This is a genomic window from Pseudomonas sp. CC6-YY-74 (genome assembly GCF_002025205.1).
Taxonomy (GTDB): Bacteria; Pseudomonadota; Gammaproteobacteria; order Pseudomonadales; family Pseudomonadaceae; genus Aquipseudomonas; species Aquipseudomonas paeninsulae.
The window spans coordinates 2366788-2392449 of sequence record NZ_CP019947.1 but is presented as its reverse complement, the minus strand read 5'-3'; the positions used below and the strand labels follow the sequence as shown (position 1 = coordinate 2392449).

The following is a 25662-nucleotide window of genomic DNA, read 5'->3' as shown; positions in this document are numbered from 1 at the left end:
ATGGAAGCTTTGTTTGCCGGAGCCCTCGGCATCCTCACCGCCAGCGGTGTTTACCTGCTGCTGCGGGCGCGCACCTTCCCCGTGGTGATGGGCCTGACGCTGATCTCCTACGCGGTCAACCTGTTTCTGTTCGCCATGGGCCGACTGCAGACCGGGGTGACCACCGTGATCGGCGCTAACGCCGAGTATGCCGATCCGCTGCCGCAGGCACTGGTGCTGACCGCCATCGTGATTGGCTTTGCCATGACCGCCTTCGTGGTGGTGCTGGCGCTGCGCAGCGTCGGCGAAATGAAAACCGACCATGTCGATGGCCGGGAGTCCAGCCGATGAATCACGGGTTGATCCTGCCGGTGTTGCTGCCGATGTTCATCGGCTGCCTGCTGCTGTTCGGTGCTCGGTTGAGCATGCCGGTCAAACGCACCCTGTCGTTGACCTCCGCCGCCGTGCTGGTGCCGCTGAGCTTCTGGCTGATGTGGCAGGCCGACCAGGACGTGCTGCAGGTCTATGCCCTGGGCAATTGGCAAGCGCCGTTCGGCATCATCCTGCTGCTCGATCGGCTGAGTGCGCTGCTGCTGGTGGCCACCGCGGTGCTGGCCTTTTTCGCCCTGCTCTATGCGACACGCGGCGATGACGAGCGCGGGCGCAATTTTCATGCGCTGTTCCAGTTCCAGTTGATGGGCATCAACGGCGCCTTTCTGACTGGCGACCTGTTCAACCTGTTCGTGTTCTTCGAGATCCTGCTGATTGCCTCCTATTCGCTGTTGCTGCATGGCGGTGGCCCGGATCGGGTGCGTGCCGGTTTGCATTACGTGATCCTCAATCTGGTCGGTTCGGCCTTGTTCCTGCTGGCGGTCGGTGTGCTCTATGGCCTCACCGGCACCCTGAACATGGCCGACATGGCCGTGCGGGTCGCCGCCGCCAATGCCGATCAGGCGCCACTGCTGGGGGCCGCCGGCATGCTGCTGCTGCTGGTGTTCGGCTTGAAGGCGGCGTTCCTGCCGCTGTATTTCTGGCTGCCCAGGGCATATGCCTCGGCCACGGCGCCGGTGGCGGCACTGTTCGCGATCATGACCAAGGTCGGCCTGTATTCGATCCTGCGCGTGTACACGCTGATCTTCGGCGACGATGCCGGCATGCTGGCCAACATGGCCCAGGAATGGCTCTGGCCGTTATCCCTGCTGACCATCGGCCTGGGCGTCATCGGCGCGCTGGCGGCGAGCAGCCTGCATGGTTTGCTCGCCTACCTGGTGGTGGTCTCGGTCGGTACCGTGCTGGCGGGGATTTCCCTGGGCACGCCACAAGCCCTGGCTGCTGCCTTGTTCTACCTGCTGCACAGCACCTGGATTGCCGGTGGCCTGTTCCTCCTGGCCGACCTGATCGCACGCCAGCGTGGGGTAAAAACCACCCAGCTGATCCAGGGGGCGGAATTGCAAAACCCGCACCTGCTGGGACCCTATTCTTCGTCGGAGCGATCAGTGTGGCCGGCCTGCCGCCGCTGTCCGGGTTCATCGGCAAGCTGCTGTTGCTGCGGGCGGTCGAGCCGGGCCTGCAGGCACTGTTCCTCTGGCCGGTGGTGCTGGTCGGCGGCCTGGCCACCTTGGTCGCACTCAGTCGCGCCGGCAGCACCTTGTTCTGGCGGGTCGGTCAGAGCCAGTTGGACAGCGCCGAACTGGACACCGGGCGTTTGCTGGCCTGCATCGGGCTGCTGCTGCTCAGTCCGCTGCTGGTCGGTCTGGCCGCGCCTCTGCTGGCCTATGTCGACGCCACGGCCAACCAGTTGCTGGACCTGCAGTTGTATCGTCAGATGGTCCTGTCGGGAGGTGCATCATGAAAGCCCGTCGCTGGCTGCCCCATCCGCTGCTGAGCCTGAGCTTGCTGCTGGTCTGGCTGCTGCTGGCCAATGACATGAGCGTGGGCCACTGGTTGCTTGGCGCACTGCTCGGTTGGCTGATTCCGCTGGTGACCCAGGTGTTCTGGATCAACCCGCCACGCATTCGCAAACCGCTGAAGCTGTGCTTTTTCTTCCTGCAGGTACTGGGTGACATCGTCATCGCCAACCTGCAGGTGGCCAAGCTGATTCTTGGCCCCAGTTCCCGGTTGCGTCCGGCCTTTGTCGAGATCCCCATGCTGCTGGAGGACGAACTGGCTCTGACCATGCTCGCCAGCATCATTTCCCTGACCCCAGGGACGGTATCCGCCGACTTGAGCGACGACCGCAAAGTCCTGTTGGTGCATGGTCTGGATGTGGACGACGAGGCCGTTCTGGTCGAGCAGATCAAGCGCCGCTACGAAGCTCCGCTGCTGGAGGTATTTGCATGCTCGCCTACGTGATTCCGCTGTGCCTGGCGATCATGGGCCTAGCCCTGATACTGACCCTGGCGCGCCTGATCAAGGGACCCGATATGCCGGACCGGATCCTGGCTCTGGACACCCTGTACATCAACGCCATCGCCTTGCTGGTGCTGTTTGGTATCTGGCTGGGCTCGGATCTGTATTTCGAAGCGGCGCTGCTGATCGCCGTGATGGGTTTTATCGGCACGGTGGCGGTGGCTAAATACCTGCTGCGCGGTGACATCATCGAGTGAGGAGTTGTCATGCATAGCTGGATCGAAGCGTTGGTCGCCCTGTTTCTGCTGCTTGGCAGCCTGTTTGCCCTGGTCGGCGCCATTGGCCTGTACCGCCTGCCGGACTTCTTCATGCGCCTGCACGGGCCGACCAAGTCGACCACCCTGGGCGTAGGCTGTATGGTCATCGCCTCCATGATCTACTTCGGCAGCCGTGGCGCTGGCATCAGCCTGCACGAGTTGCTGATCAGCCTGTTTCTGTTTATCACCGCGCCGGTCAGCGCCCATATGCTGGCCAAGGCCGCCTTGCAGCAGAAACTGCGCCTGAGCGCCAAGACCCGCGGCAGGCCCTGGGAGCAGTAGGGCGAGTGGGGCGGCGTTCCGTTCGGAGCGCAGCAACGCCCGCCAGCTTTGTGCCGCTTCGATAGTCCATGGTGCACTGCCTGCGGCGAGTGACACCCTACATATCGCGGGATGCTCTAGCCCCTAGGGCCACTCGGAAGTGCGGCCGCCGGCCGGAACCCGAGTGGCCCTGCGAACTACGCCCCTATCAACCCACGCAACCATTGCCAAGCGCACAGTTCCTGCGCCTGACTGTACCTGTCCGCGCCGCACAGGCCTGGCTACACTCCAGCTTTTGCGTGGAGCGGTATATGAGCGGTCAGGGCAGGGCACTGGCAGTGGTCTGCCTGGTCGTGGCCATGGCGCTGTGGGGCAGTTCCTTCATCGCCCTGAAATGGGCCTTCGCCGAGTTGCCGCCGATGTGGGTGATCTTCGCCCGCATGGCCCTCGGCAGCCTGGTGTTCCTGCTCGCCTGGCGCTGGCGCGGACGTCTTCGCTACCGCCGCGGCGACTGGAAGTACCTGCTCGGCCTGGCCGCTTGCGAGCCCTGCCTGTACTTCATCTTCGAGGCCCTGGCGTTGCAGAGCACCAGTGCCTCGCAGGCCGGGATGATCACCGCGCTGCTGCCGTTGCTGGTGGCCATGGGCGCCTTCGTCTTCCTGCACGAACGTATCAGCCGCACCACCCTGGCCGGCTTTCTGCTGGCGGTAGTGGGGGCCGTTTGGCTGAGCCTGGCCGGTAATGCCGATGCCCATGCGCCGAATCCGCTGCTCGGTAACTTCTACGAACTGCTCGCCATGCTCTGCGCCATGGGCTACACCCTGCTGCTCAAACACCTGTCCGCGCGCTATTCGGCCTTTATCCTGACGGCGATGCAGGCGTTTATCGGTAGCGTGTTCTTCCTGCCGCTGGCGCTGCTCGGCGCGCCTCTACCGGCGAGCATCTCGCCGCTGGGCTTGCTTGCTGTGGTCTACCTGGGCGTGGTGGTCACGGTTGGCGCCTATGGTTTGTACAACTATGGTGTCAGCCAGTTGCCGGCCAGTCAGGCGTCGGGCTTTACCAACCTGATTCCGCTGTTCACCCTGGTGTTTGCCATGCTGCTGCTCGGTGAACGCTTGAATTCCCTGCAACTGCTCGCCGCTGCGCTGGTATTTAGCGGGGTGGCCTTGAGCCAATGGCGCAATGCGCCACCCGTACCGGTTGGCGTGCTGGATTGAGGAGATAGTGATGAGTGAATGCAGACTCTGGGCGCGCGAGGCGATCCGCATCATCGAGGCGGATTTTCAGCGCAGCGCCGACACCCATCTGATCCCCCTGGCGCTGCCTGGCCTGCCGGGCATCGAGCTGTACTTCAAGGACGAGTCCAGCCATCCCACCGGCAGCCTCAAGCACCGCCTGGCCCGTTCGCTGTTTTTCTATGCCCTGTGCAATGGCTGGCTCAAGCCTGGCGCGCCGGTGATCGAAGCCTCCAGCGGCTCCACGGCCGTTTCCGAAGCCTATTTCGCCGGCCTGCTGGGCCTGCCCTTTATCGCGGTGATGCCGGCATCCACCTCGCCGGAGAAGATCGCGCAGATCGCCTTCTATGGTGGCCAGAGTCACCTGGTCGACGATCCGACGCAGATCTACGCCGAATCCGAACGGCTGGCGCGTGAGAGCGGCGGCCACTTCATGGATCAGTTCACCTACGCCGAGCGCGCCACCGACTGGCGCGCCAACAACAACATCGCCGAATCGATTTTCCAGCAGCTGCGCAGCGAACGCTTTCCCGAGCCGACCTGGCTGGTGTCCAGCCCCGGCACCGGCGGCACCCTGGCCACCCTCGGCCGTTATGTGCGCTACCGCCGTCACGCCACCCGCGTGCTGTGCGCCGATGCCGAGCGCTCGGTGTTCTTCGACTATTACCGCAGCGGCGATGCCAGCCTGACCCTGGACTGCGGCTCGCGCATCGAAGGCATCGGCCGGCCGCGGGTCGAGGCGTCCTTCCTGCCGGCGGTGATCGACGCCATGTGCAAGGTCCCCGACGCCCTCTCGCTGGCAGCCATGCACTACCTGGCGCGACGCCTGGGACGGCGGGTCGGAGGCTCCAGCGGCACCAACTTGATAGGCGCACTGCTGGTCGCGCAGCGCATGGTCGCGGCCGGCGAATCGGGTTCACTGGTGGCGATTCTCTGCGATGGCGGCGAGCGCTATGCCACCACTTATTACGACGAGAGCTGGCTGCACAGCCAGGGCTTCGCGTTGGCGCCGCTGATTGATGCGGTGGCGGCGTGCGCCGAGCGGGGCGTGGCATTGCCGGGTGATTTGCCAACAGTTGGAATCTAGTGGCCGGTGTAGCGAGTTCAACTAGTCAGTGTCAGCGTCTGCGGCCCTGATACTGCGTCGCAGCGCCCTGTCTCAGAATCTCAGCCATCCGAGCCGTACAGGCCACGAGTAGGCCGACGCTGGGGAGGATAAATGAGTGAATTGCAGATACGCAGGGCGCGCCACGATCTGCTGCCTGCGCATGCCGTAGGGTGGATAGCGCCTCACCCCTCCACCCTGAGCGAGTACGCCAATGGTGGAAACGCTAAGCGTTGTCCACCCTAGCTCTCAGTCTTCGTTGAGACCCAACATATCCCGCGCCAATGCCTCGGCCACGCGGATGCCGTCGACCCCGGCCGAGAGGATGCCGCCGGCATAACCTGCTCCTTCGCCAGCCGGGTAAAGGCCCTTGACGTTGAGGCTCTGCAGGTCGGCGTTACGAGTGATGCGCAGCGGCGAGGAGGTGCGCGTCTCGATGCCGGTGAGTACCGCGTCAGCCATGGCGAAGCCCTTGATCTGCTTGTCGAAGGCGGGCAGTGCTTCGCGGATCGCTTCGATGGCAAAGTCCGGCAGGGCCAGCGCCAGGTCGCCCAGCTTGACGCCCGGTTTGTAGGACGGCTCGATACTGCCGAGCGCGGTCGAGGGGCGGCCGGCGATGAAGTCGCCAACCAGTTGCCCCGGCGCCTCGTAGGTGCTGCCACCGAGCAGGTAGGCCTGAGATTCCAGGCGTTCCTGCAGCTCGATGCCGGCCAGTGGGCCGCCCGGATAATCCTGCTCCGGAGTGATGCCGACGACGATGCCGGCGTTGGCGTTACGCTCGTTGCGCGAGTACTGACTCATGCCGTTGGTCACCACCCGCCCGGGTTCCGAGGTGGCGGCGACCACGGTGCCGCCTGGGCACATGCAGAAGCTGTAGACCGAGCGGCCGTTGCTGGCGTGGTGCACCAGTTTGTAGTCGGCGGCGCCGAGCTTGGGGTGGCCGGCGTACTTGCCCAGGCGCGCACGGTCGATCAGCGACTGTGGGTGCTCGATGCGAAAGCCTACCGAAAACGGCTTGGCTTCCATGTACACGCCCCGGCTGTGCAACATGCGGAAGGTGTCGCGCGAGCTATGGCCCAGGGCGAGGAGCACATGGCGGCTGCGCAGTTGCTCACCGCTGTCGAGCACCACGCCCTGCAGCTGGTCGTCTTCGATCAGCAGATCGCTGACCCGTTGCTGGAAGCGTACTTCGCCGCCCAGGGCCTTGATTTCCTCGCGCATGGTGGCGACCACCCCGGTCAGGCGGAAGGTGCCGATGTGCGGTTTGCTGACGTAGAGGATCTCCTCCGGTGCGCCGGCCTTGACGAACTCCTGCAGGACCTTGCGGCCCAGGTGCTTGGGATCCTTGATCTGGCTGTACAGTTTGCCGTCGGAGAAGGTGCCGGCGCCGCCTTCACCAAACTGCACGTTGGATTCCGGGTGGAGCACGTTCTTGCGCCACAGGTCCCAGGTGTCCTTGGTGCGCTGGCGCACTTCGGTGCCACGCTCCAGCACGATCGGCCTGAGCCCGGCTTGCGCGAGGATCAAGGCGGCGAAGATTCCGCAGGGGCCGAAACCGACCACCAGCGGACGCTCTTCGAGGCCTGCCGGCGCCTGGCCGACCGGCTGGTAGGTGATGTTCGGTGCGGGGGTTAGGTGGTGATCGTCGGCGAATTTGGCCAACAGCGCCGTTTCGTCGCGCACGCTGCAGTCGATGGTGTAGATGAACTGCAGTTCGCTGGACTTCTTGCGGGCGTCGTAGCTGCGCTTGAACAGGCTGAAGTCGAGCAAGTCGTCATCGCCGATCTCCAGGCGCTGGACTATGGCTGGGCGCAGGGCCTCTTCGGGGTGATCGAGAGGCAGCTTGAGTTCGGTGATACGCAGCATGAGGCAATCCAGGATCAGGGCCGGAGGCAACCCGGCAGCTTTGACAAGGTGGCGATTATAGGCGCTATTGGGCCGGAAGGGGCACGCGGCGCTGGCCTGGATCCATCATGCAGCCCACCACAAACATCAATTTACTCAATCGTCGCGTGCGCCGCCGAAATAGGCGCAGCCGCGCATCACTTCACCATTGAGGCGCAGTTCGGCAGACAGGTGCTGTACGGCGCCACTCATGCTGTCGACACAACGTTGCGGCGCGGCCCACAGCTCCAGGCGCTGGCCGTTGGCTTCACTGGTCAGGTTGAAGCGGCCTTCCGGCAACTGTTCTTCCAGATAGGGCAAGGCCAGCGGTTTCTGGCCGGCGCGATTGAGAACCAAGCCCTGGCTGCTGACGGTCACGCTCCAGCTTGGCTCCTGGCCGCTGGCGTGCAGGGTGGTACGCTTGAAGTTGGGGTCGTCGCAGCCCGGGCCTTCGCGTTGCAAGCGGTACACCCGGCTGAGCGTCAATTGACCATCGACGCCGGTTCGCTGGCTGGCCGCCAACTGGCCGCGCAGATCGGCAAACAGCGGGCCGGGGCCGTCGGCCAGCAGCTCGGCCGCATCGCGCATGATGCCGGTCGCGCCGTCATTGGCGATGACAAAATGCCGCTGCTCCTGGCAGGGGCGCAGCAGCAGTTGGCCGGCGTCCAGGCTCAGCTCGCCTTGCAGGCGGGTGTGTTGCACCGAATCGGCCTGGGGTTTTTCGCTGAACACCTGGCAGCTGGCAAATAGCGGCAACAGGGCAAACAATAAAATACGACTGGCGTGCATCGAAGCTCTCCTGACAAGAGCGGCCACGGTACTCAGGCATATGGGCGATCACAAGGGCAGAGGCCGATGATTCAGTGCAAACGGGTATACGAGGAGGTGGCTGCAGCGGATGGCCGGCGGGTATTGGTCGACCGTCTATGGCCGCGCGGTTGTAGCAAGGCAACCTTGCAACTGGACGCCTGGCTGCGCGAGGTGGCGCCGTCCACTGAGTTGCGCCGCCAATTTGGCCACGCGCCTGAGCGGTTCGCCGAGTTTCGCCAGCGCTATCGGCGCGAACTGGCCGGCCATCCGGAATATTGGCAAGGGCTGCTGGAAATCGCCGAGAAAGGTACCCTGACCCTGTTGTTCGCCGCGCGCGCGCAGCAGTCGAACAACGCCCAGGTGCTGGCCGAGTTTCTCGAAGAGGAGCTGGACCACCGAGCCGAACCCAGCTCGGCGGTGTGTTACGCGGACAGGCTGTAAGTCTTGCGCCTAGCCGGCCAGGCCGACGTAGACATTCTGCACATCGTCGTGGCCGTCGATGGCCTCGAGGAAGGCTTCGACTTCTTCCATTTCGGCGTCCGTCAGGCCGCTGACCGGGTTCTTCGGGCGATAGCCCAGGTTGGCCGAGTTGACCGTGAAACCCTGGTCGGGCAGGGCGCGGCACACCGCGTCGAGATCGGTCAGCTCGGTGATGAATAGGGTGTTGCCCTCATCCGACGGCTCGAAATCCTGGGCGCCGGCTTCGATGGCGGCCAGTTCCGGATCGGCGCCGCTGTCGCTGGAGGCTTCGATCAGGCCAACGTGGTCGAAGTCCCAGGTCACCGAGCCGGAAGCACCCATCTGGCCTTTGCGGAACAACACGCGGATCTCGGCCACGGTGCGGTTGATGTTATCGGTCAGGCATTCGACGATCACCGGCACCTGATGCGGCGCGAAGCCTTCATAGGTGGTGCGTTCGAAGTTGACGGTTTCACCGCTCAGCCCCGCGCCTTTTTTGATCGCCCGGTCCAGGGTGTCCTTGGGCATCGAGGCTTTTTTCGCCTGATGCACGGCCAGGCGCAGCTTGGGGTTCATGTCCGGGTCGGCGCCGTTACGCGCGGCGATCATGATTTCTTTCACCAAGCGGCCGAAAATCTTGCCTCTGGCGTTGGCGGCGGCTTCTCTAGGTTTGGCTTTCCATTGTGCGCCCATGCGGATTCTCTTGGTCTGTGCGGGTGGATAAGTAGCCGGCCGTGAGGTTTTACCGGTGATGCCACGTCCAGATGAGCGGCGGCCAGCAGAAAACCAGGGCTACGGAGTTAGACCACGGATTTTAATCGCTCCGCCTGCGCCTGGCACCCTTTGATTGACCATGGCCGCTTCGTCAGCGCTAGCGGGTAGTTGCAGGCCGGCGCTTGATCGGTGCAAATCGTCCAGGCGCTGGCCGCTCGGGTCGAATGTGCATCGCTGGCAACCTTGTCCTGGCGCAACTGACTGCTCGATACCCTGGTCTATGCTTGTCGTGAATCAGCAGAGGAGACAGGTTATGCGCAAGGTATTGGTTGCATTCGATGGCTCGGACAGCTCCAAGCGTGCTCTGCAGTACGTCATCGACTTCGCCCGTGATCATGCTGCGACGCTGAAGGTGCATCTGCTCAATGTGCAACACGAACCGGTGCTGTATGGCGAGTACGTGACTGGCGCAATCATCGAGCAAATGCAGCAGTCACTGCAGGCCACCGCGTCCGAGACTCTCGTGTGGCCGGCCGATCAGCTGAAGGCCGCCGGTATCAGTTACATGGCGCACACGGCGCTCGGCAATGTGGCGGCACAGGTGAGCGAGTTCGCCGATCAACTGGGCTGTGACACCGTGGTGATGGGTACGCGCGGCCTGGGCAGTTTCACCGGCATGCTGCTGGGCTCGGTGGCCACGCGGGTGGTTCATGAAGTGTCGATGCCGGTGCTGCTGGTGAAGTAACCGGCCAGCACATGATGGTGGTTGCCAGCTGGCGGTGGCCTTGCCCGTTCAAGGGCAATGCCGAGTGGCGGCCACTCGCCAGCTTCACCACGCCAAGCGCCAAGTCGCGACGTGCGGCGGCGGAAGATCCCGATTGCTTTTCTATCCTTTCCCCAGGTTGTGTGGCTTAGGCCGATGGCGGCCGTTGCGTCATGTGCGAGGAGGACGCGATGAAGACACCTCTCCAGTGGCTTGCCAGCTGCCTGCTGGGCATCAGCCTGGTGCTGGCGGGCAACCTGCTGCACGCCGATAGAGGTTGCGCCAGATCAGCTGGACGCCCGCCAGCAGCATGCCCAGGCGGGCGATACGGTAGAACCAGCGGTGACTGACCCGCGATTACAGCCACCGGCCGCTTCACACGCCGAGCGCGCCGCCGAAGCCGCCTTTGCAGAGCCCGTGAGGAATACTGGCGGGAGGGCAGGCAGGAGAAAATCAGACCGGCTCATAAGTAAGGCCACAGCGCAGCGGACTGTGTGGCTGTTTTGTCTAGCGACTGTGTATATAGGCGATATGCCAGCGCTGCTCTAATGGCCGCTCACCCGTGAAGACGAGGAAGCGCTGTGTCGCCCAAGGATTTGCTGTTGGCGCTGGTCGTGATCATCGTCTGGGGCCTGAACTTCGTGGTGATCAAGATCGGCCTGCATGACATGCCGCCGATGCTGCTGGGTGCGTTGCGTTTCATGCTCGCAGCCTTTCCGGCGATTCTGTTCATCAAGCGCCCGCAGATCCCGTTGCGCTGGCTGCTGCTTTACGGGCTGACCATCTCGCTGGGCCAGTTCGCCTTCCTGTTCTATGCCATGTCGGTGGGCATGCCGGCGGGCCTGGCTTCGCTGGTGTTGCAATCCCAGGCGTTCTTCACCCTGTTGTTCGCCGCGCTGTTTCTCGGCGAACGCCTGCGCATGGCCAATCTGTTCGGGTTGTTGGTGGCGGCGGCTGGTTTGCTGTTGATCGGCCTGCAGGGCGACCGGCTGATGACCATGGCCGGGTTTTTCCTGACCATCGGCGCGGCGTCTATGTGGGCGCTGGGCAATATCGTCACGCGCAAGCTGGGCAAGGTGAACCTGGTGGGTCTGGTGGTGTGGGGCAGCCTGGTGCCGCCGCTGCCATTCCTGGCGCTGTCCTGGTTGCTTGAAGGGCCCGAGGCGATCGAGGCCGCCCTGCGTGGGATCAACCTGGATTCGATCCTGGTGCTGATCTACCTGGCGTTCGGCGCGACCATTCTCGGCTATGGCCTGTGGAGCCGCCTGCTGTCGCGCTACCCGGCCAGCCAGGTGGCGCCGTTCTCGCTGCTGGTGCCGGTGGTGGGGCTGACGTCTTCGGCGCTGCTGCTCGATGAACACCTCGGGCCGCTGCAAGTGCTTGGCGCGCTACTGGTCATGCTCGGGCTGCTGATCAACGTCTGTGGCGGCTGGCTGTACGGGCGTCTACGCCTGGGTTGAGGGCACGTGCTACCCGCGTCGGGCGCGGCGTTAGTGCGGTTAGCGCTTGCCCATGGAGCGGCGGGTGCCATTCGGTGCCGGGCCGATCTTCTTTTCGTGAGCGGATTTATTGCCTTTCAGGTGCCAGGCCTGACCGTCGTTTTTGGCTGAGGCGTCTGCTGCCGCGGAGAACAGCGAGGCAAAGCCTGGCAGGCCGGGTTTCTTTGCCGCGGTCGGCTCGCTGGTTGCGGCTGTAGCGGGTTCAACGTCGGCAGGCTGAGCGGCGAGCGTTGGGTCAGGCGAGTGGGTGCTGGTCATGGAAGGTCCGCGGCTGCCGAGGGAAAAGTGGGGCGCGAGTATACCTGTCTATCAAGCGCCGCCCTATTCCGTTGATCGAGGGGCGCTCAGTTCGCTTCGACAGGCGCCCTGGTCGCTTGCAAGTGTTTAGCCGCGCCCTGGCAATCCATGCAACCGATGGCTCCACGCTTGAGCGTGGGCGCCCAGTCGGCGCCGCTGCGCATCGTCCTGGATCGTGGGTAGCCTTGTGAATCTTTACCCGCGGCTTACTCACGGCTGACCTCAGCTGACGCGTATCCGTTGTTTGCTGGACGTAGGGGAATACGTCCCCTTGGATACCAGGAGGTACTTATGCTGAGTCGAATTTCCAAGGTAGTACTATTGGCCGGGTGTCTTGTGGCGGCAGGCAGTGCTTCCGCTTTCGAGCGAAGCCAAGTCGTTCCCGTAATCGCCGGCGTTGCAGTCGGCGCGTTGCTGGTTTCTGCGTTCAATAATTCGCATGACGATAGACAACGCCATGATTACCGCCAGCCGCAACGGGTGGTGCATTACGCACCACGCCACAACCGGCATCATCGCAATAGGTACGCACCACGACAGGTTCGCTACGTGGCCGTGCCGGTCCGCGAGGTTCGTGGCGACTATCGCAATGATCGTGGCTATCGCGACCAGCGTAACCATCGTGATCGCCGTGATTATCGTGATTATCGCGATCAGCGTGATCAGCGTGATCATCGCCGCAATTGAGTACAAGCCGCGTGGCGGGGTCTTACTCAACTGAAGACATAGAGGTGCATTTTTTACACCATGGCTCCCTCCCTGGCCCGCGTCCTGCGGGCCTTTCTTCGTCGCTGTCCGCGCTCTGCGCCATGCTCTAGCCAGCGTTCAGGCGCAGTCAGTCCCGCCTGTCCTGGGTAACTGCGTGTGCTGGAATAACGCCGGCGGGTCGACATGGCTGCGCTTACTCCGCTCGGCAGCTTGGGCCACGACGTGCAGTGTGGCGGGAGGCCGTCTGGCCGTAATCCATGATTTTTCGCGCCAGGGGACTACCCTGACTAAAGCCGCTCTGCCTGAACCGAAGGGCAAACTCCGGCGTACTTCCGGCATGAGGAGACCAGTATGCAAAAGAAAAGAGAACTCGAGACCTATCAACGCTTGCGCAAGCAGCACCCGGAATATTTCGACGCGGTAGAGGCGCTGGGCAAGGCCGTGCGGCATGCCGGCCCGCTGGAGGAGCAGGTCATTCAACTGGTGCAACTTGGCGCCGCGGCGGCCATCCGCTCCGAGGGCGCGGTGCATAGCCATGTCCGGCGGGCGGTGGAAGCCGGTGCCACTGCAGAACAGATCCATCACGCCTTGCTCTCGCTCACCAGTACCATCGGTTTCCCGACAGTCATTGCGGCGTTGAGTTGGGCGGACGATGTGATTGGGAAGGCTGAGGCCAGTGGCTAGGGGGGAGGAGGGTGATCGTACCTGTGCAAGGCACAGGTACGATCGAAAAGTCAGTCCTGGCGGCTGGTGACTTCGAGCAGGTGGTAACCGAACTGGGTTTTCACCGGGCCTTGTACGACATTGATCGGGGCGCTGAACACCACGGCGTCGAATTCCTTGACCATCTGGCCTGGGCCGAACGAACCGAGGTCGCCGCCGCTGCGGCTGGACGGGCAGGTGGAGTTGTCTTTGGCGACCTGGGCGAAGTCGGCACCGCCTTCGATAGCGGTTTTCAGTTCGATGCACTTCTCTTCGGATGCAACCAGGATGTGACGGGCAGTGGCTTTGGCCATGGGGGATTACTCCTTTTCAAATAAGGTGCAGAGCCTACCGCAATCACTGCGGTATTCAAACGCCGGGCAGCTGTAATCGTGGATAAGGCCGGCGTCTCGCCCGCTTGTGTGGGCGATGCCTTGGCGCCTATCGCGCCGCTTTGCGCGCAGCCCGCAGGGTGGCTGGATTGAGCGTTGCACTGGGGCCGGCAGTGCTACTGCCTGCCCCGGCTCGGTAGGGGAACAACGGATCAACATCTCTTCAGCGGTTGTCTAAAATTCAATAGGAGGGCGTGACAGCCCCCCACACATTCACAGCAGGAGGTCTTGCCATGAACACCTTGACCATTGAAGGCTGGTGCAAAGCCAGTGGCGCCACCAAGTCCACTCCGGCGGGCAGCTTCCATTTTCGCGTCAGTGAGCCCGATCATTTGCGTCTGGAACAGGCCGAATTGCGTTTGCAGAAGACTCACGAGGCAGAAACCATGGTCGATGCCGATATGACCAGCATGGAGTTGGGTACGCCGGAGGCATGCGGCCTCTTGTCCGATTGCCAATGGCGCGTCTATTTGGATGCGGATCAGCGCGGCCAATTTCATCTGGTCGGGCATCGGGCGAGTGACGGCAGTTTGGTTTATACCAATGCGGTCATGATCGACCAACTGGGTTAGCCGAGGGGCGGAGCAGGGCGCCGATCATGCCCAGGCGTTGGCGGAGTACGAGTGTCGCGCGACCTGCTCAGCGGGGCAGTTTGTGTCTTCAGACCGTATCCAGTCGCAATACGTTGTCACCGAACAGCCCGTCGATTATTCGCGTGGTATCCGCGCCGCTGCTGATCATGCCGCCTGGGCCGGTAGTGACCGCATAGTGCGCGGCCAGGTCGACGCCGGACAGCTCGATCATCTGACTCGGCGGGCCACCGGCAGCGGCGCTGATCGAGATCAGGGTGCTGACTGAGCCGCCGCCGTCGAGCACGGAGAAATTCAAGTAATCGGCCAGAACGCCGGATTCCTCTGTGCCCAGCAGATCATGCAGATTCAGGGCATCGCCCTCGGGGCCACCCAGGGTGAAGTCGGAGACGCGGTCGTGGCCCTGCTCGCCGGCATTCCAGACAAAGACATCCTGGCCGCTTCCGCCAATCAGGATGTCGTCGCCTTGCCCACCGATGAGCCTGTCGTTGCCACCTTGGCCGAACAGGATGTCGTTACCGTGGCCGCCGTTGAGTAGATCACTGCCGCCGCGTAGGTCGCTGGCCGGGCTCAGCTCGAAGGCCTGCCCGACAATAAATTCACGCACCTGGGTCAGGCTCGGTGCTGCGCCGCCATTGTCGGCCTGCAGGTAGTCGAGCAGCGCCTGATAACCCTGGCCATCGTGACTGCCGGCAGGGTGCCCGGGCCAGGCGAGAAAGTCGGTGTTCAAGCTGTCGCCGAACAGCATGTCGTTACCCGCTCCGCCGAACAGCTGGTCATCGCCCAGCGCTAGCGCGACAGCACTGGTGGAGCCGGTAGTGAGCAAGGCCTGTAACTCTTCGGCACTGTGGACGGTCTGCGAGCTGCCGGCCGGGGCGGTCACTACCGTGCCATCGGGCAGGTTCACCGAACGCGTGCCGCTCGGCGCGGTATTGTCGAAAAGGTCCAGCACCGCCGAGGTGCTGGCCGAGCCGATACTGATGCTGTGCAGTTGGATCTGCTCACCACCAATGCCTTCGTGCAACATGCCGCGCCCGGCCTGCAGGGCTTCATCGATGTCACGGAAATTGGTGATGTTGGCCGTGTCCAACACCGGTTTGCCCTGTTCATCCAGGTACATGGTGGGCTGTCCGTCGGAGAGGAGAAAGGCCAGTTGTTCGAAATTGCCAGCACTGTCCGCGCCGGCGCCGATGATCTGCTGGTTGAACCATTGGCTGGCCCCAGCCAGGGCCGCCTCGTAATTGGTGTGCCCCGTCAGGCTCAGGGCGTCGATGGCGGACAGCAGGATGCCGACGTTGAGCGCATTGAGTCCGTAGATAGTGGTGACCGAGCCGACATCACTGTTGAACGGCAGCAGTTGCACGTTGATCACGCCATCATGACCCTTGAGTTGGTTGGCCAGATGGCTCAAGGCATCCTTGGTCAACTGGATGCGCGACTCTCCCGAACCCGACTCGCGGGCCATACTGCCCGAGGTGTCCACCAGCAGGGCGATGTTGTAGTTCTTGCCTGGTATGGTCAGGCTCTGCGTCCCGCCGGCATCACCGATCAGCACATCGTTGCCCGAACCACCCGCCAGCATACCGGCAGGCTCCGAATCCAGCGGGCTTGGCTGCAGATGGGGAGCAGTCGCGCCTGGAACATCGTCGGCGTTGCTACCTACCACCAGTACGGGCGGTTCAGTGACCTGAGGAACTGGCGGCACGACCGGTTCGCCGGGCACTATCGACTCGTCTGACTCGGCGTCCGCCAGCATGCTGGGCAAGACGATATCGAGGTTCGCCAACGCCAGCAGCCCGGTGTCGAAACCGATTTGCGCCTCTAGCTGGCCGGCCGTCTCCTGCAACAGGACGAACGAGTGACCACTGTTGCTCCCACCACTGCTGCCCGCCTGAGCGCCTGCCGCCGGAGCTTCGGTATTAGTGCTGGGGTCTTCACCCGCCGCGATAGCGCGCTGCAGCTCCTGTATTTCCCGCAACTGCGCGGTGCTGATCAGCGGCTCCACGGGCTCGGCGCCAGCGTCGTCGGCGAGCACTGCAGGGCTGAGCAGCAGACTGCTGGCGCTGCCCATGGCCAGTTCGCCGCCCTGGTTGAGACTGATCACCACTGAGCCATCACTCCCGGAAACCAACTGGTCACCGAGAAACACCCGGTCGCCTTCAATCACACGGCGTGTAACGCCGTCGTTACCGACTAGCGAAACCTCACCGATAACCTGCTGTACCACACCTATGGATAGGCTCATGCATTCTCTCCTGGAAACCGTCATACCCATGTCGGGGGTGGTAATCGCGCGGGTTTTTCAGCCCTGCGCGATAGACAGACCCGCTCCGAGCGCGAGTGCCTGGGCAATGCGAACTGCATGTTGGGCAAGCAAATTGGCCAATTGGTTTAGAAAGTTTTTAAAAAATGTTCATTTATAACCGTTGGGTGGTTCTCTTCATTGCGCTTGGCCGCACGTTTGTGTGCCTGCTCGCGGAGCCTTTACAGGGGCACTGGCTATGTGCCCCGCGGCTATGACCGGCCGGGATATGACGGGCGGCGGAAGGCGGTTGTCCAACCTTGAAACCCTGGGGGCGGAGGCTCGGCGATGGCTGCCACAAGAGGATTCCGGGCTTGTCTCCAGGGCAGGTTGCGCAGCGTGGATAAGCCTGGGTGCAATCGGGCAAACCCGCCCGGATTACCCTGGAGCTGATCCGGGCGATGAGAACCGGCTGGATGGATAAAGCGTTATCCACCCGCTGTCGCAAACCTTGCATATGAACATAGGGTCTAGAGTGCTGATATTCGCCGCGGCTAGACGCCTGCCGAGGCCATCAAGCGCCATGACGTGGATGGCACGAACCATGCCCCATGCCCCAGGCCGCACGTTCGACCCGTCGTCGCGCGCGGCGCAACCGCCCGACAATGAACCCTGACTTCACGGAAATGGGTAGCGCCTATGCGCTGAGTCCGCAGCGCGATGCGGCCAGCTACTGGGCGCAGCTGTTCGGCACGCCGCAGTAGGGTCAGGTCGCCGGGCCAAGATCGCGCGGCCCATGGCGGCGCTGCCTGGTACAGGCATGCGCGTGGCTTGCGCATTTGCGCGAGTAGCGTTGTCTACACTGTGCCTGTTCAGGGTAAGCAGTACGCATGCATGCAACGTGATGACAGAAACCATGGCCGCGATACGACAACCATTGTCCGCACCTCGAATCCTTCCCGGCCGCTGCCGTCTGCGCGCAGTTGCGCTGCTGTTGGTCGCCATGCTGTCTGCCGCTGCGGCGCAAGCCTCCGAGACGCGAGCCCTGCTGACGCTGATCAACACGTATCGCCAAGCGTCCGCAACCTGCGACGGCCGGCAAACCGAGGCGCTGGGCCCGCTTGCGCCGGACGACAGGTTGGCGCGGGTGCTGGTGGCTTCCGAGGCGCAATTGCAGCGCGAACTGAAGAGGGCCGGCTATCAGGCCCGCAGGGTGCAGGTGATTGCCCTGGCGGGAGCCACTAACGTCAATGCCGTGATGTCTGCGCTCAAGCAGCGCTACTGCGGCCCGTTGCTGGATCCACAACTCAGCGAGATCGGCGTTTTGCGCAGTGGCCAGACCTGGCAGCTGATACTCGCACAGCCCCTGTTATCCCCAGAGCTGGGTGACTGGCAACACGCGGGGCAGGCGATCCTGCAACAGGTTAACCAGGCTCGCGCCACTTCCAGGAGCTGTGGCGGTCAGGTGTTCGCGGCGGCAGCGCCGCTAACCTGGAATGTGCGACTCGCCCGCTCCGCGCTGGCGCACAGCCGCGACATGGCGGCGCGCAATTACTTCAGCCATACCAGTAAAGGCGGCAGCCAGGCCGGCGGGCGCGCCCAGCACGCCGGCTACCGCTGGCAGCGCATCGGTGAAAACATCGCCGCCGGTCAGGGCAGCGCGAAACAGGCGGTAGCCGGCTGGCTGGCCAGCCCTTCCCACTGCCCCAATATCATGAATCCGCACTTCACCGAGATGGGCGCCGCCTACGCGGTGAATCCCGAGAGCGATGCGCTCATCTACTGGACCCAGGTGTTCGGCACCCCGCGTTAGGCTGTGCCAGCTGGCAGCATGGCAATTCGCCGATGAGTCGAGCAGAAAGTGCACCTCAGCCACGGTGCGAGTCGGGACCGGCTCGTCAGATTCGCGCAGCCGGCGCCAGCCACGGCGAGCAAAAGGCCTGCCCGTTTGCCTGCCCGGTAGGTGCGCAGCGTGAGCTATGTGCGTTGCCGAACAGATGGGGTCGCATTTCGTCCGTATGATCACAAATTGATATCATCGGATGCCATGAGCTTTTGGCGTTCATAGCGAAAGAGCCTATGGGGCGGCCATCCAGGGCTAGCCATCCGCTGAACAAGCACCCGTACATTCAGCATTCGTAGCGTTTTTGTGCCCTCGCTGCCAATAGTCGGGTTATGGCACCTAACATTGTTCAAGCAATACCGTGTATATGCCAAAATGCGCGGTTTTTGGCTAGAGCAGCCCCGGGTGGTGGTGCAAAACACTTGGGCAACGACGTTCGATATTTGCATAACCTGTGCGCCCGACAGGCTCCCAGGTCCCGCAGTACTTGATCCAAGGCAACTCTGATGCATCGTGAAACGCGCGGTGCTCGAGCGAGGCCCGCCTGCTTCGGACGGCTCACTGGCGTGGGGATGAGCACCGGCTCCTGGCTATTTATCCATTGACGAGGGTCGCAACATGCACGATTTGCGCAGTTTTTGGCGATATACCGCGTTGCTGGGTGGTTTCTCCCTGTGCTCGGCCTTCTCTGGCCTGGCCCTCGCGCAATCCGGCGAATGGCTGCATACCGTGGCCGAGGTGAAAATAGCCAAGGCCTCCTCCAGCAGTGCTGTGCTGGAAGTCCAGCGCGAACTGAACCATCGTGGCTACGGTGCCGGATCGGCGGATGGCGTGATGGGCGCGCGCACGCGTGCGGCAATCCTGGCCTATCAACGCTCGCATGGCCTGCTCGATGACGGCAACATCAGTTCGAGCCTGCTGACCCATCTGCGCGCCTCGGACCTCCAGCCCGCGGCAACGGTCTCAATGCCTGAGGCCACGGTTCAGCCTGTCGCCGATATCCAGTAAGAACTGCATAGCCGTGGCTACCGCAAGGGCGTCCGTCTGACCCGCTCACGGACGAGATCCACTCGGTTATCCACAGTCACGAGAGCGATCAGGGATTATTCAAGTCCGCTGAGCCAAGTGTCGACCTGCTTCGGCAACTGCGCGCAGGTTGAGGTTGCACCGATCGACGCCCTAGCCCGTCTCCGGTCACCTGAGATCGACGTCGCCGCGCACAGCCTCAGCGACCTTTGCAACGGCTGCTCGTTGATCAGTGCTGGCGCCGCTACTCGCGTCGCAACCAGGCTTCGGCTTGCTCCTCCTGAGTCAGATCGAAAGCCTTGATCTGCAGACCCGGAATCAGCGCACCCTCGATCTCGCTGGCCTTCCTCAGCCACTCCTTGCCGGCGACCACGGCCATGCGGTCGAAGCGCCGAACAAAGCGGAACAGTTGCGGGATACGCGACAACTCGACGCCCAACGCGCCCAGGGTCGGCAGGCTAAAGTCGCCAATTCGATACAGCATCAGGCCGTGCTCGATGCCCTCGGATTGCTCGATCAGTTCATCCAGTGCAACGCGCATTTCTGCGCTGTCGAGCTTGCCGGAAAACTCGACGTCGATGCGGTTTTCGCCGTTGCGCATTACCTTAAACATAGCGACTTCTCCACGGGGGATGTGACTTCCACCATACGCCTCCTGCCTGCGCACGGTAATGGGCACGCCGCTCTGTGGTACGGGCAAGCGCCGCTGTCCGAACCCGTTAAATCGCGGCGGCCCGACCCCTATGCTCGCTAGCGTACAGACGGCTCGCCGCCAGCCCATGGACAGTGAGGTGTTACCCACGCGTGAGCAAATCGAGCGCCAGGGATTTCCATAAGGTTTTGCACTGGAGTATCACCCATGGACATTTTCAAACTTGCTTCCACCGCCGTCCTGCTCTCCGTTTTAGGGCTGAGTGGCTGCTCTAGCATGACTCATCAAGAGAAGGGCACTGCCGCAGGGGCTGCCGTTGGTGGCGTGGCGGGCAACTTACTCTGTGGTGGCGTGCTCTGCACCGGTGCCGGCGCCGTGGTGGGTGGCGTGGTTGGCCACGAAGTCAGCGAAGACAAGGACAAGAAGTAGGCCAAACCGCGCTCAACGCCTGATAAGCACGCAATGTGCGTATAGGGCTGGCCGCAGGACGCGATCACCCCGAGGGCGGCACTCGGTGGATATATTGCACGGGAGCTTTGGCCGCGAAGCCCCGGTTCGGTTTACCCCTGATCGGGCAGCTGGATGCCAGCTGCCCGGTGACGAGCCATTCCCAAGATTAATCTGTACCAAGGTTTTACCTGCGAAAAAGCGACAGATCGACGTCTGCGCTGACTGGGCTAAGGGTGGTGTCCACATCCCGTCCCGCACCCTGTGGATCATCGAGCACCCTGGCCGTGCTGGCCCTCGGCGGCGTTTGCCTGCTGCTGGCCCGCGTGGCATATGGCCCGGCCGAGTAAGCCAATCCTATATAAAGCGGCTCAGTTATAGAGCCAGCGCCCCCGTTTCTCCACGTTGGCCTCCACGATCTGCTGGGCGCAGATCGGAAGGCATAACCAGGGCCAGCGTGGGCGACTACCGGGTTGGCCAGACAGGGCTGGATTCGCCAGTATTCAGCATGCCCAGGCAATATTGATTATTGCCGTTGCGCTTGGCCGCATACATCGCCTGGTCGGCAATGTGGATGAGGCTGTCGATGTTCGGCCCGTGCTCTGGAAACATGGCAATGCCAAGACTGGCGCCGACCTGATGGCTGGCATTGCCGAGGCTGATCGGCTGGGACAGTCGCTGCAGAATATTCTCGCTGATTATTTGCGCCTCGTTGTGCAGGCTCTTGCTCAGTTTCAGGCTCTCGATAATCACTACAAACTCATCGCCGCCCAGCCTTGCCACCATGTCGGATTCGCGCAACGTCTGCTGCAAGCGCCGTGCTGTGCTAACCAATAATTGGTCGCCAACGGCATGCCCGTGCTCATCGTTGATTTGCTTGAAACCATTGAGGTCGATAAATACCAAGGCCACCCGGGTTGCGTTGCTGCGTGCGCGCGCCAGTGCATGGGTTAAAAACTCTTCCAGCAGCAAGCGGTTGGGTAGCCCGGTCAGCGGGTCGTGGCGGGCAATTTTTTTCAGCCGGTTGACCGACGCCTTTTCTTCGCTGATGTCGCGTACCACGCCCATCATCTTGATCGGTTGGCCACTGGCGTCCTTGACCACGTTACCGGTCTCGCGTAGCCAGTGGACGCTGCCGTCAGGCCAGATCACCCGATACTCCTCGTCATGGTTATGGCCGCTTGCAATGCAGCGCAGCTCGCCGGCCCGCACTTGCTCGCGGTCATCCGGGTGGACGCAGGCACAGAACAACTCATAGCTCGGGGTTACTTCGCCGGCCTTGAAGCCGAACATGGCGTAGATGGCCTCCGACCAATACAGCTTGTCGGTATCGATCGACCAGTCCCAGGTACCAATGCAGGCGAAGTACTGACTGCGCTTGAAACGCTCGACATCTTCGCCGGGATTGTCGTGCTGATGCGTCGCCTGGGTCAGGACGAAGGCATGGCCGTGAGTGGCCGCAGGGATTCGATTTACGTCCACCATCTGCGGCGTGCCATCCGCCGGCAGCAGAATGTGCTGGCGAGTTGGCGTTACGTCGTGCTTAGCGGGTTGTGGCAACCAACGTGGTAGCGGCATGCCCTGTAGCGATGCGGCGGGATGGCCCAGCAGACGTGCCGCCGTTGCGTTATGCATGCTGATGCGACCGTCGCGGTTTACCAGTAACAGCCCCTCGGGGAGGGCGTGCAGCAAGGCGCGATGTTGCGCCAAAAATTTTTCTGTTCGGCGCAGGCGCAGTAGCACAAGTGCCAATGAAACGATCAGTAGCGCAGCGATAATGGCGAGGCTGGTAGCAATCATTGGCTTTTGTAAACAATAGGGAATGAACAGTCGCTGAAAAACGGCTAATTCCGGGCAGTATGCCCGGTAACTATGGCGTTATGTCGGTTGGCGTTCAGGCGCGGTTGCGCTGGCGATGACTGTATGAGCTTTTGCGGGCGCGGGCTTAGCGTCGTCTGAACTATTGCAGGTTGATGAGCAAAAGCACAAACACGGCTTTGTTGGCTGGGTTAATCCGCAGCCATCATCTGCCTTGCAGCATCATCTGCCTTGCAGCATCAGCGGCCAAGGCCGCAGCGGCGGCAAAGTTTCCGCCGCGGCGGTCGAGACCGCCCGCGGCGAGTGCTTCACGATGAGCGTCCAGATACGTCTAGCCGCGGTTCAAGGCATTGGCGTCGACTATAGCCGTCAGCAGCATCACCGCACGCGGGGGCACATCAGCCCGGCAGCCGTCGAGGTCTGGATCAGGACTTACACCCGGGTCCACGGCTGCTGGGCAAGCTCAGTTGTGCGCCAACGATCCCGCTAGGGGGTAATCGGGAGGGTTACTTGGCTGCATCCAGGCGCTGATCGGTGAACACGCAGAGCACGCCGGCCCGGTTGTGCATCACCTGATGGTTGAAGTCGCAATAGGCCGCTGCCACGCTGAGGGCCATTTCCTCCGTGATCAACTTGCCCTGATCTGGACGGAACCAGGCCATTTGGCCGGGCTTGCAGCGCTCCGCCTGAGGATCGGTGTTGTAGGTGCACAGACCGCTCAGATCGATGGGCGGGGCATCATTATTGAAGCAGGCGGATAAAGACAAGGTGGCGGTGCTGAGCAGGAGCAGGCGGACGATGGTGCGCATGGCAGGGTATCCCGACTTTGGAGGAGAGGTTGCGGGGTTAGTACCGGAAAAACCGCGAAGGTTCCGTTGCCACCGGGTCGCTGCGCGATCTTGAATGGCGTTGAGCGCGGCGATCGTCCGAGTCAGCGACAAGGCGGCGGTTATCCAGAGTGAAAAGACCGCGCCGTGGGCTCGGCGAAACGCTGAGGTTGTCCCCTGATGACCTCGGCGGATCAAGCCGCCAGCGCGAGAACCTGGGCCAGGTGTTGCTGATAACGGGCGATGTCCGCCGCGATGGCCGGACGCTTCATCACGTCGACACAGAGGAAGGTCGCCAGCGGGCTCATGCCGAGGAACTGATTGGCCTTGTGGAAGGGCAAGTACAGCGCATCCACGCCCTTGGCCTCGAAGAAGTCCGTCGGGTCGTCGAAGGCCTGCTGCGGTGCATTCCAGGTGAGCGAGAGCATGTATTGCTTGCCTTGGAGCAGGCCACCGCTGCCGTACTTCTGCACGGCGTCGGTGCGGGTGCGGGTGCGACCGTCGTTGGCGTACAGGCTGCCATGGCCGGCAGTGAAGACTTCGTCGATGTACTTCTTCACCGTCCAGGGCGCGCCCATCCACCAGCCCGGCATCTGATAGATGATCACATCGGCCCAGAGGAATTTCTCCACTTCCTCGACGATGTCGTAGCCGGCATCGATCCGGGTTTGCTTCAGGTCGCAGCCAGCCCGGTCGAGAACGGCCAGCGCCGTGTCATGCAGGGTGGCGTTGTAACGGCCTTCGGAATGGGCGAACTGTTTACCGCCGTCGAGCAGCAGAATCTTTTTCATGGCATGAGCCTCGGTCAATTGGATGGCGGCATGCTATGGGCTGCGGGCGGTGAGAAACACCGGGTTCCAAGCAAATGATATGTGCTTGAAAGGCATGAATCAGGTGGTTTTTCCCGTTGTCAGGTAAATCAATCCTTACCCTAGGAGCGCCACGATGCCTGACCGATACGGATTCATCCTGCATGCCCACACCCGAGCGGAAAAGGCCGCCGAGTTCGAAGCGCTGTTCCGCGCCTATGTCGAACCCAGCCGGACCGAAGCGGGTTGCATCGAATAGCACATGCTGCGCGATCACCAGGACCCGAGGCTGTTCAGCTTCGATCATCTGGGCCATTCACCCGTGAATAAACAGAACGATAACGCCGCGCAGGGTTCCACTCTCTATAACCCATCGCAATGAGGTGTGGCATGAGCAGCACGAAAGACAAAATTACCGGCAAGACCAACGAAGCCATCGGCAAAGTGAAAGAAAGTATCGGCAAGGCTACCGACAATCCTGACCTTGAAGGCGAAGGTCTTGCCCAACAAGTGAAGGGCAAGGGCCAGCAAGTCAAGGGCGACGTCAAGGACGCGGTCAAGCGCGGAGTCGACAAGGCCTGATCTAGCCACGACCAACCAAACCCGGCCATTGTCAGCAATGGCCGGGTTTTTTATGCGCGACCAGAAACGGTTACAGCGGGTCAATCAGGGGCGGAGCTGATGACTTCGAGGGGGCTCGGGGGCGGAGCTACCCAACCAACTGAAATTTATAGAACGCCATCCAGAACACTGGGTGGTTGCGTTCGCTGATATGTATTCGTATTAGCGAACGATTGCGATTGTATTTATAATTCGCGGCTTTTGACTGAGGCCGACCTGCCGTGGGTGTTCTCTCGACTATCCATGACCATCTGAACGAACTGGCGATCGAGCCGGTTTTCGAGCAGTTTTCCGGTATTTTCGACCTAAACGGGCGCTTCGGCGTGCTGTTTCTCGGCGTGTCCTATGCCGTCGCCTACGGTCTGTTTCGCTGCAGGCGGCAGCGCGGTCTGACCGACGCACGTTCGTTCTGGCAGTTCATCGGCGGCAGCCGGGTCAATTTTCATCGCTCGGCCTTGCTGGATTATCGCTACTACTTCGTGCGGGCCATCCTCAAAGTCGCGCTGGTGTTACCCATCGTCGGCCTGGTCGACCCGCATATTCTGCGCGCCGCCGATTACATGGCCTTATTCAGCAACCTCTGGGGGGCGCGCCCGCAACTGGGGCAGAACCTCTCGCTGTCCCTGCTCTATGGGCTGGGCGTGTTTCTGCTGAGTGATTTCACCCATTACTGGACTCACCGGGCCTTTCATTGCCGCTGGCTGTGGGCGTTCCACAAGGTCCATCACTCGGCGCCCGTGCTGGTGCCGGTGACGGCAAGCCGGGTGCACTTCGTGGAGAAGATCGTCGGCAAACTGGCCAGCGCCATCTGTCTCGGCGCCTACGCCGGTGCCTTCTGGTACGCCTGCGGCGGAGAAATCAGCCGGTACACCCTGTTCGGCGTGACCTACCTGGTGTTCATCTGCAGTGCCCTGGCGGCCAACCTGCGGCATAGCCATGTCTGGCTGTCGTTCGGGCCACTGATCGAGCATGTGCTGAACAGCCCGGCCCAGCACCAGATTCACCACAGCGACGCGCCCCGGCACTTCCACAAGAACTTCGGCACCAACCTGTCGCTGTGGGACTGGATGTTCGGCACGCTCTACGTCACCCGTTCAAAGCCGGAAGCCATCAGCTTTGGCACCGCCGAGCAGGATGCCCATCGCTATCTGACGCTCTATGGCTTGATCGTCACGCCCTTCGTCGACACCGCTCGCCAGCTATTCCCGGCGAAGCGCGCGCAGGCAGTTGCGCCTGAATCCACCGAGACCTCCTATTCGTAGCGGGCCGTTGAACATCTAGCGAGCGACGGCTAGGCAAGGCGAAAACCGCCG

At 62.3% G+C, this 25662-nt stretch carries 28 protein-coding genes and 2 pseudogenes; 19 read left to right on the top strand and 11 right to left on the bottom strand.

The annotated features are described in order from the left end of the window. The 7 genes and pseudogenes from B2D37_RS10955 (at position 1) to B2D37_RS10925 (ending at position 5228) form a co-directional block, all read left to right on the top strand. A complete protein-coding gene (locus tag B2D37_RS10955; RefSeq protein WP_079202711.1) occupies positions 1–330 on the top strand; it encodes a Na+/H+ antiporter subunit C in 330 nt (109 codons plus the stop codon). Further along, positions 327–1831, top strand: a pseudogene (locus B2D37_RS10950) (monovalent cation/H+ antiporter subunit D). Before B2D37_RS10955 ends, B2D37_RS10950 begins: the two are co-directional and overlap by 4 nt. Further along, a complete protein-coding gene (locus B2D37_RS10945; protein ID WP_079202710.1) occupies positions 1828–2331 on the top strand; it encodes a Na+/H+ antiporter subunit E in 504 nt (167 codons plus the stop codon). The pseudogene B2D37_RS10950 and the gene B2D37_RS10945 overlap by 4 nt, the downstream one beginning before the upstream one ends. Continuing rightward, the gene (locus tag B2D37_RS10940) at positions 2316–2585 is read left to right on the top strand and encodes a K+/H+ antiporter subunit F (protein WP_079202709.1); all 270 of its coding nucleotides are present in this window, start codon (positions 2316–2318) and stop codon (positions 2583–2585) included. Before B2D37_RS10945 ends, B2D37_RS10940 begins: the two co-directional genes overlap by 16 nt. Positions 2586–2594: 9 nt before the next feature. Then, entirely contained in the window at positions 2595–2927 is a 333-nt protein-coding gene (locus tag B2D37_RS10935) for a Na+/H+ antiporter subunit G (protein WP_079202708.1), read from the top strand. 290 nt (positions 2928–3217) lie between these two features. Further along, on the top strand, positions 3218–4123 hold the full coding sequence (locus tag B2D37_RS10930; RefSeq protein ID WP_079202707.1) for a DMT family transporter: 906 nt from the start codon (positions 3218–3220) through the stop codon (positions 4121–4123). Between the two features lie 10 nt (positions 4124–4133). Then, positions 4134–5228, top strand: coding sequence for a PLP-dependent cysteine synthase family protein (locus B2D37_RS10925; RefSeq protein WP_079202706.1), 1095 nt, complete (start codon positions 4134–4136; stop codon positions 5226–5228). Between the two features lie 267 nt (positions 5229–5495). On the opposite strand, the gene B2D37_RS10920 is transcribed toward B2D37_RS10925, so the two are convergent. Beyond that, the gene (locus B2D37_RS10920; protein WP_079202705.1) at positions 5496–7112 is read right to left on the bottom strand and encodes an NAD(P)/FAD-dependent oxidoreductase; all 1617 of its coding nucleotides are present in this window, start codon (positions 7110–7112) and stop codon (positions 5496–5498) included. A gap of 135 nt (positions 7113–7247) precedes the next feature. Next, entirely contained in the window at positions 7248–7919 is a 672-nt protein-coding gene (locus B2D37_RS10915) for a COG3650 family protein (protein ID WP_079202704.1), read from the bottom strand. A gap of 66 nt (positions 7920–7985) precedes the next feature. Between B2D37_RS10915 and B2D37_RS10910 the strand changes: the two genes are divergently transcribed. Continuing rightward, positions 7986–8381, top strand: a complete 396-nt coding sequence (locus B2D37_RS10910; RefSeq protein ID WP_079202703.1) for a DUF488 domain-containing protein — start codon at positions 7986–7988, stop codon at positions 8379–8381. A 9-nt stretch (positions 8382–8390) separates the two neighbouring features. On the opposite strand, the gene B2D37_RS10905 is transcribed toward B2D37_RS10910, so the two are convergent. Next, positions 8391–9092 (bottom strand): YebC/PmpR family DNA-binding transcriptional regulator, encoded by a 702-nt coding sequence (locus B2D37_RS10905; protein ID WP_079202702.1) that lies wholly within the window; start codon positions 9090–9092, stop codon positions 8391–8393. 334 nt (positions 9093–9426) lie between these two features. On the opposite strand from B2D37_RS10905, the gene B2D37_RS10900 reads away from it, so the two are divergent. Both B2D37_RS10900 and B2D37_RS10895 read left to right on the top strand, forming a co-directional pair. Continuing rightward, positions 9427–9858 (top strand): universal stress protein, encoded by a 432-nt coding sequence (locus B2D37_RS10900; protein ID WP_079202701.1) that lies wholly within the window; start codon positions 9427–9429, stop codon positions 9856–9858. 599 nt (positions 9859–10457) lie between these two features. Beyond that, positions 10458–11336 (top strand): EamA family transporter, encoded by an 879-nt coding sequence (locus B2D37_RS10895; RefSeq protein ID WP_079202700.1) that lies wholly within the window; start codon positions 10458–10460, stop codon positions 11334–11336. A gap of 39 nt (positions 11337–11375) precedes the next feature. On the opposite strand, the gene B2D37_RS10890 is transcribed toward B2D37_RS10895, so the two are convergent. Beyond that, positions 11376–11633 carry a hypothetical protein gene (locus B2D37_RS10890; protein WP_079202699.1) on the bottom strand — a complete coding sequence of 86 codons (258 nt, stop codon included), beginning with the start codon at positions 11631–11633 and terminating at the stop codon, positions 11376–11378. Positions 11634–11990: 357 nt separating this feature from the next. Beyond that, positions 11991–12347 carry a hypothetical protein gene (locus tag B2D37_RS10885; protein WP_154067080.1) on the bottom strand — a complete coding sequence of 119 codons (357 nt, stop codon included), beginning with the start codon at positions 12345–12347 and terminating at the stop codon, positions 11991–11993. Between the two features lie 384 nt (positions 12348–12731). On the opposite strand from B2D37_RS10885, the gene B2D37_RS10880 reads away from it, so the two are divergent. Beyond that, positions 12732–13064: a carboxymuconolactone decarboxylase family protein gene (locus tag B2D37_RS10880; RefSeq protein WP_079202697.1), complete on the top strand. Its 333-nt coding sequence runs from the start codon at positions 12732–12734 to the stop codon at positions 13062–13064. A 50-nt stretch (positions 13065–13114) separates the two neighbouring features. Here the strand turns inward: B2D37_RS10880 and B2D37_RS10875 are convergent, their stop codons facing one another. Beyond that, entirely contained in the window at positions 13115–13396 is a 282-nt protein-coding gene (locus B2D37_RS10875) for a peptidylprolyl isomerase (protein WP_079202696.1), read from the bottom strand. A gap of 311 nt (positions 13397–13707) precedes the next feature. Here B2D37_RS10875 and B2D37_RS10870 point away from each other — a divergent pair, with 311 nt between their 5' ends. Next, the gene (locus B2D37_RS10870) at positions 13708–14046 is read left to right on the top strand and encodes a hypothetical protein (protein ID WP_079202695.1); all 339 of its coding nucleotides are present in this window, start codon (positions 13708–13710) and stop codon (positions 14044–14046) included. Between the two features lie 88 nt (positions 14047–14134). Here B2D37_RS10870 and B2D37_RS10865 read toward each other — a convergent pair whose 3' ends face one another. Next, a complete protein-coding gene (locus B2D37_RS10865) occupies positions 14135–16309 on the bottom strand; it encodes a retention module-containing protein (RefSeq protein ID WP_177345211.1) in 2175 nt (724 codons plus the stop codon). Positions 16310–16917: 608 nt separating this feature from the next. Between B2D37_RS10865 and B2D37_RS23105 the strand changes: the two genes are divergently transcribed. The 3 genes from B2D37_RS23105 (at position 16918) to B2D37_RS10855 (ending at position 19157) form a co-directional block, all read left to right on the top strand. Continuing rightward, complete coding sequence (locus tag B2D37_RS23105; RefSeq protein ID WP_154067079.1) at positions 16918–17070, top strand: hypothetical protein; 153 nt, start codon at positions 16918–16920, stop codon at positions 17068–17070. Positions 17071–17309: 239 nt separating this feature from the next. Further along, complete coding sequence (locus B2D37_RS10860; protein ID WP_256573174.1) at positions 17310–18119, top strand: CAP domain-containing protein; 810 nt, start codon at positions 17310–17312, stop codon at positions 18117–18119. Between the two features lie 648 nt (positions 18120–18767). After that, a complete protein-coding gene (locus B2D37_RS10855; RefSeq protein ID WP_079202692.1) occupies positions 18768–19157 on the top strand; it encodes a peptidoglycan-binding protein in 390 nt (129 codons plus the stop codon). Positions 19158–19419: 262 nt separating this feature from the next. On the opposite strand, the gene B2D37_RS10850 is transcribed toward B2D37_RS10855, so the two are convergent. Continuing rightward, complete coding sequence (locus B2D37_RS10850; RefSeq protein WP_079202691.1) at positions 19420–19788, bottom strand: STAS/SEC14 domain-containing protein; 369 nt, start codon at positions 19786–19788, stop codon at positions 19420–19422. 315 nt (positions 19789–20103) lie between these two features. Between B2D37_RS10850 and B2D37_RS10845 the strand changes: the two genes are divergently transcribed. Beyond that, a complete protein-coding gene (locus B2D37_RS10845) occupies positions 20104–20256 on the top strand; it encodes a glycine zipper 2TM domain-containing protein (RefSeq protein ID WP_256573173.1) in 153 nt (50 codons plus the stop codon). Between the two features lie 483 nt (positions 20257–20739). Here the strand turns inward: B2D37_RS10845 and B2D37_RS10840 are convergent, their stop codons facing one another. From B2D37_RS10840 to B2D37_RS10830, 3 genes are all read right to left on the bottom strand, one after another. After that, on the bottom strand, positions 20740–21984 hold the full coding sequence (locus B2D37_RS10840) for a sensor domain-containing diguanylate cyclase (protein WP_218190385.1): 1245 nt from the start codon (positions 21982–21984) through the stop codon (positions 20740–20742). A gap of 614 nt (positions 21985–22598) precedes the next feature. Next, positions 22599–22901 carry a hypothetical protein gene (locus tag B2D37_RS10835; RefSeq protein WP_079202688.1) on the bottom strand — a complete coding sequence of 101 codons (303 nt, stop codon included), beginning with the start codon at positions 22899–22901 and terminating at the stop codon, positions 22599–22601. A 212-nt stretch (positions 22902–23113) separates the two neighbouring features. Further along, entirely contained in the window at positions 23114–23710 is a 597-nt protein-coding gene (locus B2D37_RS10830; RefSeq protein ID WP_079202687.1) for an NAD(P)H-dependent oxidoreductase, read from the bottom strand. 154 nt (positions 23711–23864) lie between these two features. Between B2D37_RS10830 and B2D37_RS10825 the strand changes: the two are divergent. From B2D37_RS10825 to B2D37_RS10815, 3 genes and pseudogenes are all read left to right on the top strand, one after another. Then, positions 23865–23984: pseudogene (locus tag B2D37_RS10825) on the top strand (antibiotic biosynthesis monooxygenase); the annotation flags it as partial. A 134-nt stretch (positions 23985–24118) separates the two neighbouring features. Further along, entirely contained in the window at positions 24119–24310 is a 192-nt protein-coding gene (locus B2D37_RS10820; RefSeq protein ID WP_079202686.1) for a CsbD family protein, read from the top strand. Between the two features lie 260 nt (positions 24311–24570). After that, entirely contained in the window at positions 24571–25611 is a 1041-nt protein-coding gene (locus B2D37_RS10815) for a sterol desaturase family protein (RefSeq protein WP_079202685.1), read from the top strand. Positions 25612–25662: the final 51 nt, after the last annotated feature.

Bases quoted from the DNA above. Each gene is read 5' to 3' on its own strand.
- B2D37_RS10955 (WP_079202711.1), top strand. From the start codon at position 1: ATGGAAGCTTTGTTTGCCGGAGCCCTCGGCATCCTCACCGCCAGCGGT.
- B2D37_RS10945 (WP_079202710.1), top strand. From the start codon at position 1,828: ATGAAAGCCCGTCGCTGGCTGCCCCATCCGCTGCTGAGCCTGAGCTTG.
- B2D37_RS10940 (WP_079202709.1), top strand. From the start codon at position 2,316: ATGCTCGCCTACGTGATTCCGCTGTGCCTGGCGATCATGGGCCTAGCC.
- B2D37_RS10935 (WP_079202708.1), top strand. From the start codon at position 2,595: ATGCATAGCTGGATCGAAGCGTTGGTCGCCCTGTTTCTGCTGCTTGGC.
- B2D37_RS10930 (WP_079202707.1), top strand. From the start codon at position 3,218: ATGAGCGGTCAGGGCAGGGCACTGGCAGTGGTCTGCCTGGTCGTGGCC.
- B2D37_RS10925 (WP_079202706.1), top strand. From the start codon at position 4,134: ATGAGTGAATGCAGACTCTGGGCGCGCGAGGCGATCCGCATCATCGAG.
- B2D37_RS10920 (WP_079202705.1), bottom strand. From the start codon at position 7,112: ATGCTGCGTATCACCGAACTCAAGCTGCCTCTCGATCACCCCGAAGAG.
- B2D37_RS10915 (WP_079202704.1), bottom strand. From the start codon at position 7,919: ATGCACGCCAGTCGTATTTTATTGTTTGCCCTGTTGCCGCTATTTGCC.
- B2D37_RS10910 (WP_079202703.1), top strand. From the start codon at position 7,986: ATGATTCAGTGCAAACGGGTATACGAGGAGGTGGCTGCAGCGGATGGC.
- B2D37_RS10905 (WP_079202702.1), bottom strand. From the start codon at position 9,092: ATGGGCGCACAATGGAAAGCCAAACCTAGAGAAGCCGCCGCCAACGCC.
- B2D37_RS10900 (WP_079202701.1), top strand. From the start codon at position 9,427: ATGCGCAAGGTATTGGTTGCATTCGATGGCTCGGACAGCTCCAAGCGT.
- B2D37_RS10890 (WP_079202699.1), bottom strand. From the start codon at position 11,633: ATGACCAGCACCCACTCGCCTGACCCAACGCTCGCCGCTCAGCCTGCC.
- B2D37_RS10885 (WP_154067080.1), bottom strand. From the start codon at position 12,347: ATGATCACGCTGATCACGCTGATCGCGATAATCACGATAATCACGGCG.
- B2D37_RS10880 (WP_079202697.1), top strand. From the start codon at position 12,732: ATGCAAAAGAAAAGAGAACTCGAGACCTATCAACGCTTGCGCAAGCAG.
- B2D37_RS10875 (WP_079202696.1), bottom strand. From the start codon at position 13,396: ATGGCCAAAGCCACTGCCCGTCACATCCTGGTTGCATCCGAAGAGAAG.
- B2D37_RS10870 (WP_079202695.1), top strand. From the start codon at position 13,708: ATGAACACCTTGACCATTGAAGGCTGGTGCAAAGCCAGTGGCGCCACC.
- B2D37_RS10865 (WP_177345211.1), bottom strand. From the start codon at position 16,309: ATGAGCCTATCCATAGGTGTGGTACAGCAGGTTATCGGTGAGGTTTCG.
- B2D37_RS23105 (WP_154067079.1), top strand. From the start codon at position 16,918: ATGCCCCAGGCCGCACGTTCGACCCGTCGTCGCGCGCGGCGCAACCGC.
- B2D37_RS10860 (WP_256573174.1), top strand. From the start codon at position 17,310: ATGCTGTCTGCCGCTGCGGCGCAAGCCTCCGAGACGCGAGCCCTGCTG.
- B2D37_RS10855 (WP_079202692.1), top strand. From the start codon at position 18,768: ATGCACGATTTGCGCAGTTTTTGGCGATATACCGCGTTGCTGGGTGGT.
- B2D37_RS10850 (WP_079202691.1), bottom strand. From the start codon at position 19,788: ATGTTTAAGGTAATGCGCAACGGCGAAAACCGCATCGACGTCGAGTTT.
- B2D37_RS10845 (WP_256573173.1), top strand. From the start codon at position 20,104: ATGACTCATCAAGAGAAGGGCACTGCCGCAGGGGCTGCCGTTGGTGGC.
- B2D37_RS10835 (WP_079202688.1), bottom strand. From the start codon at position 22,901: ATGCGCACCATCGTCCGCCTGCTCCTGCTCAGCACCGCCACCTTGTCT.
- B2D37_RS10830 (WP_079202687.1), bottom strand. From the start codon at position 23,710: ATGAAAAAGATTCTGCTGCTCGACGGCGGTAAACAGTTCGCCCATTCC.
- B2D37_RS10820 (WP_079202686.1), top strand. From the start codon at position 24,119: ATGAGCAGCACGAAAGACAAAATTACCGGCAAGACCAACGAAGCCATC.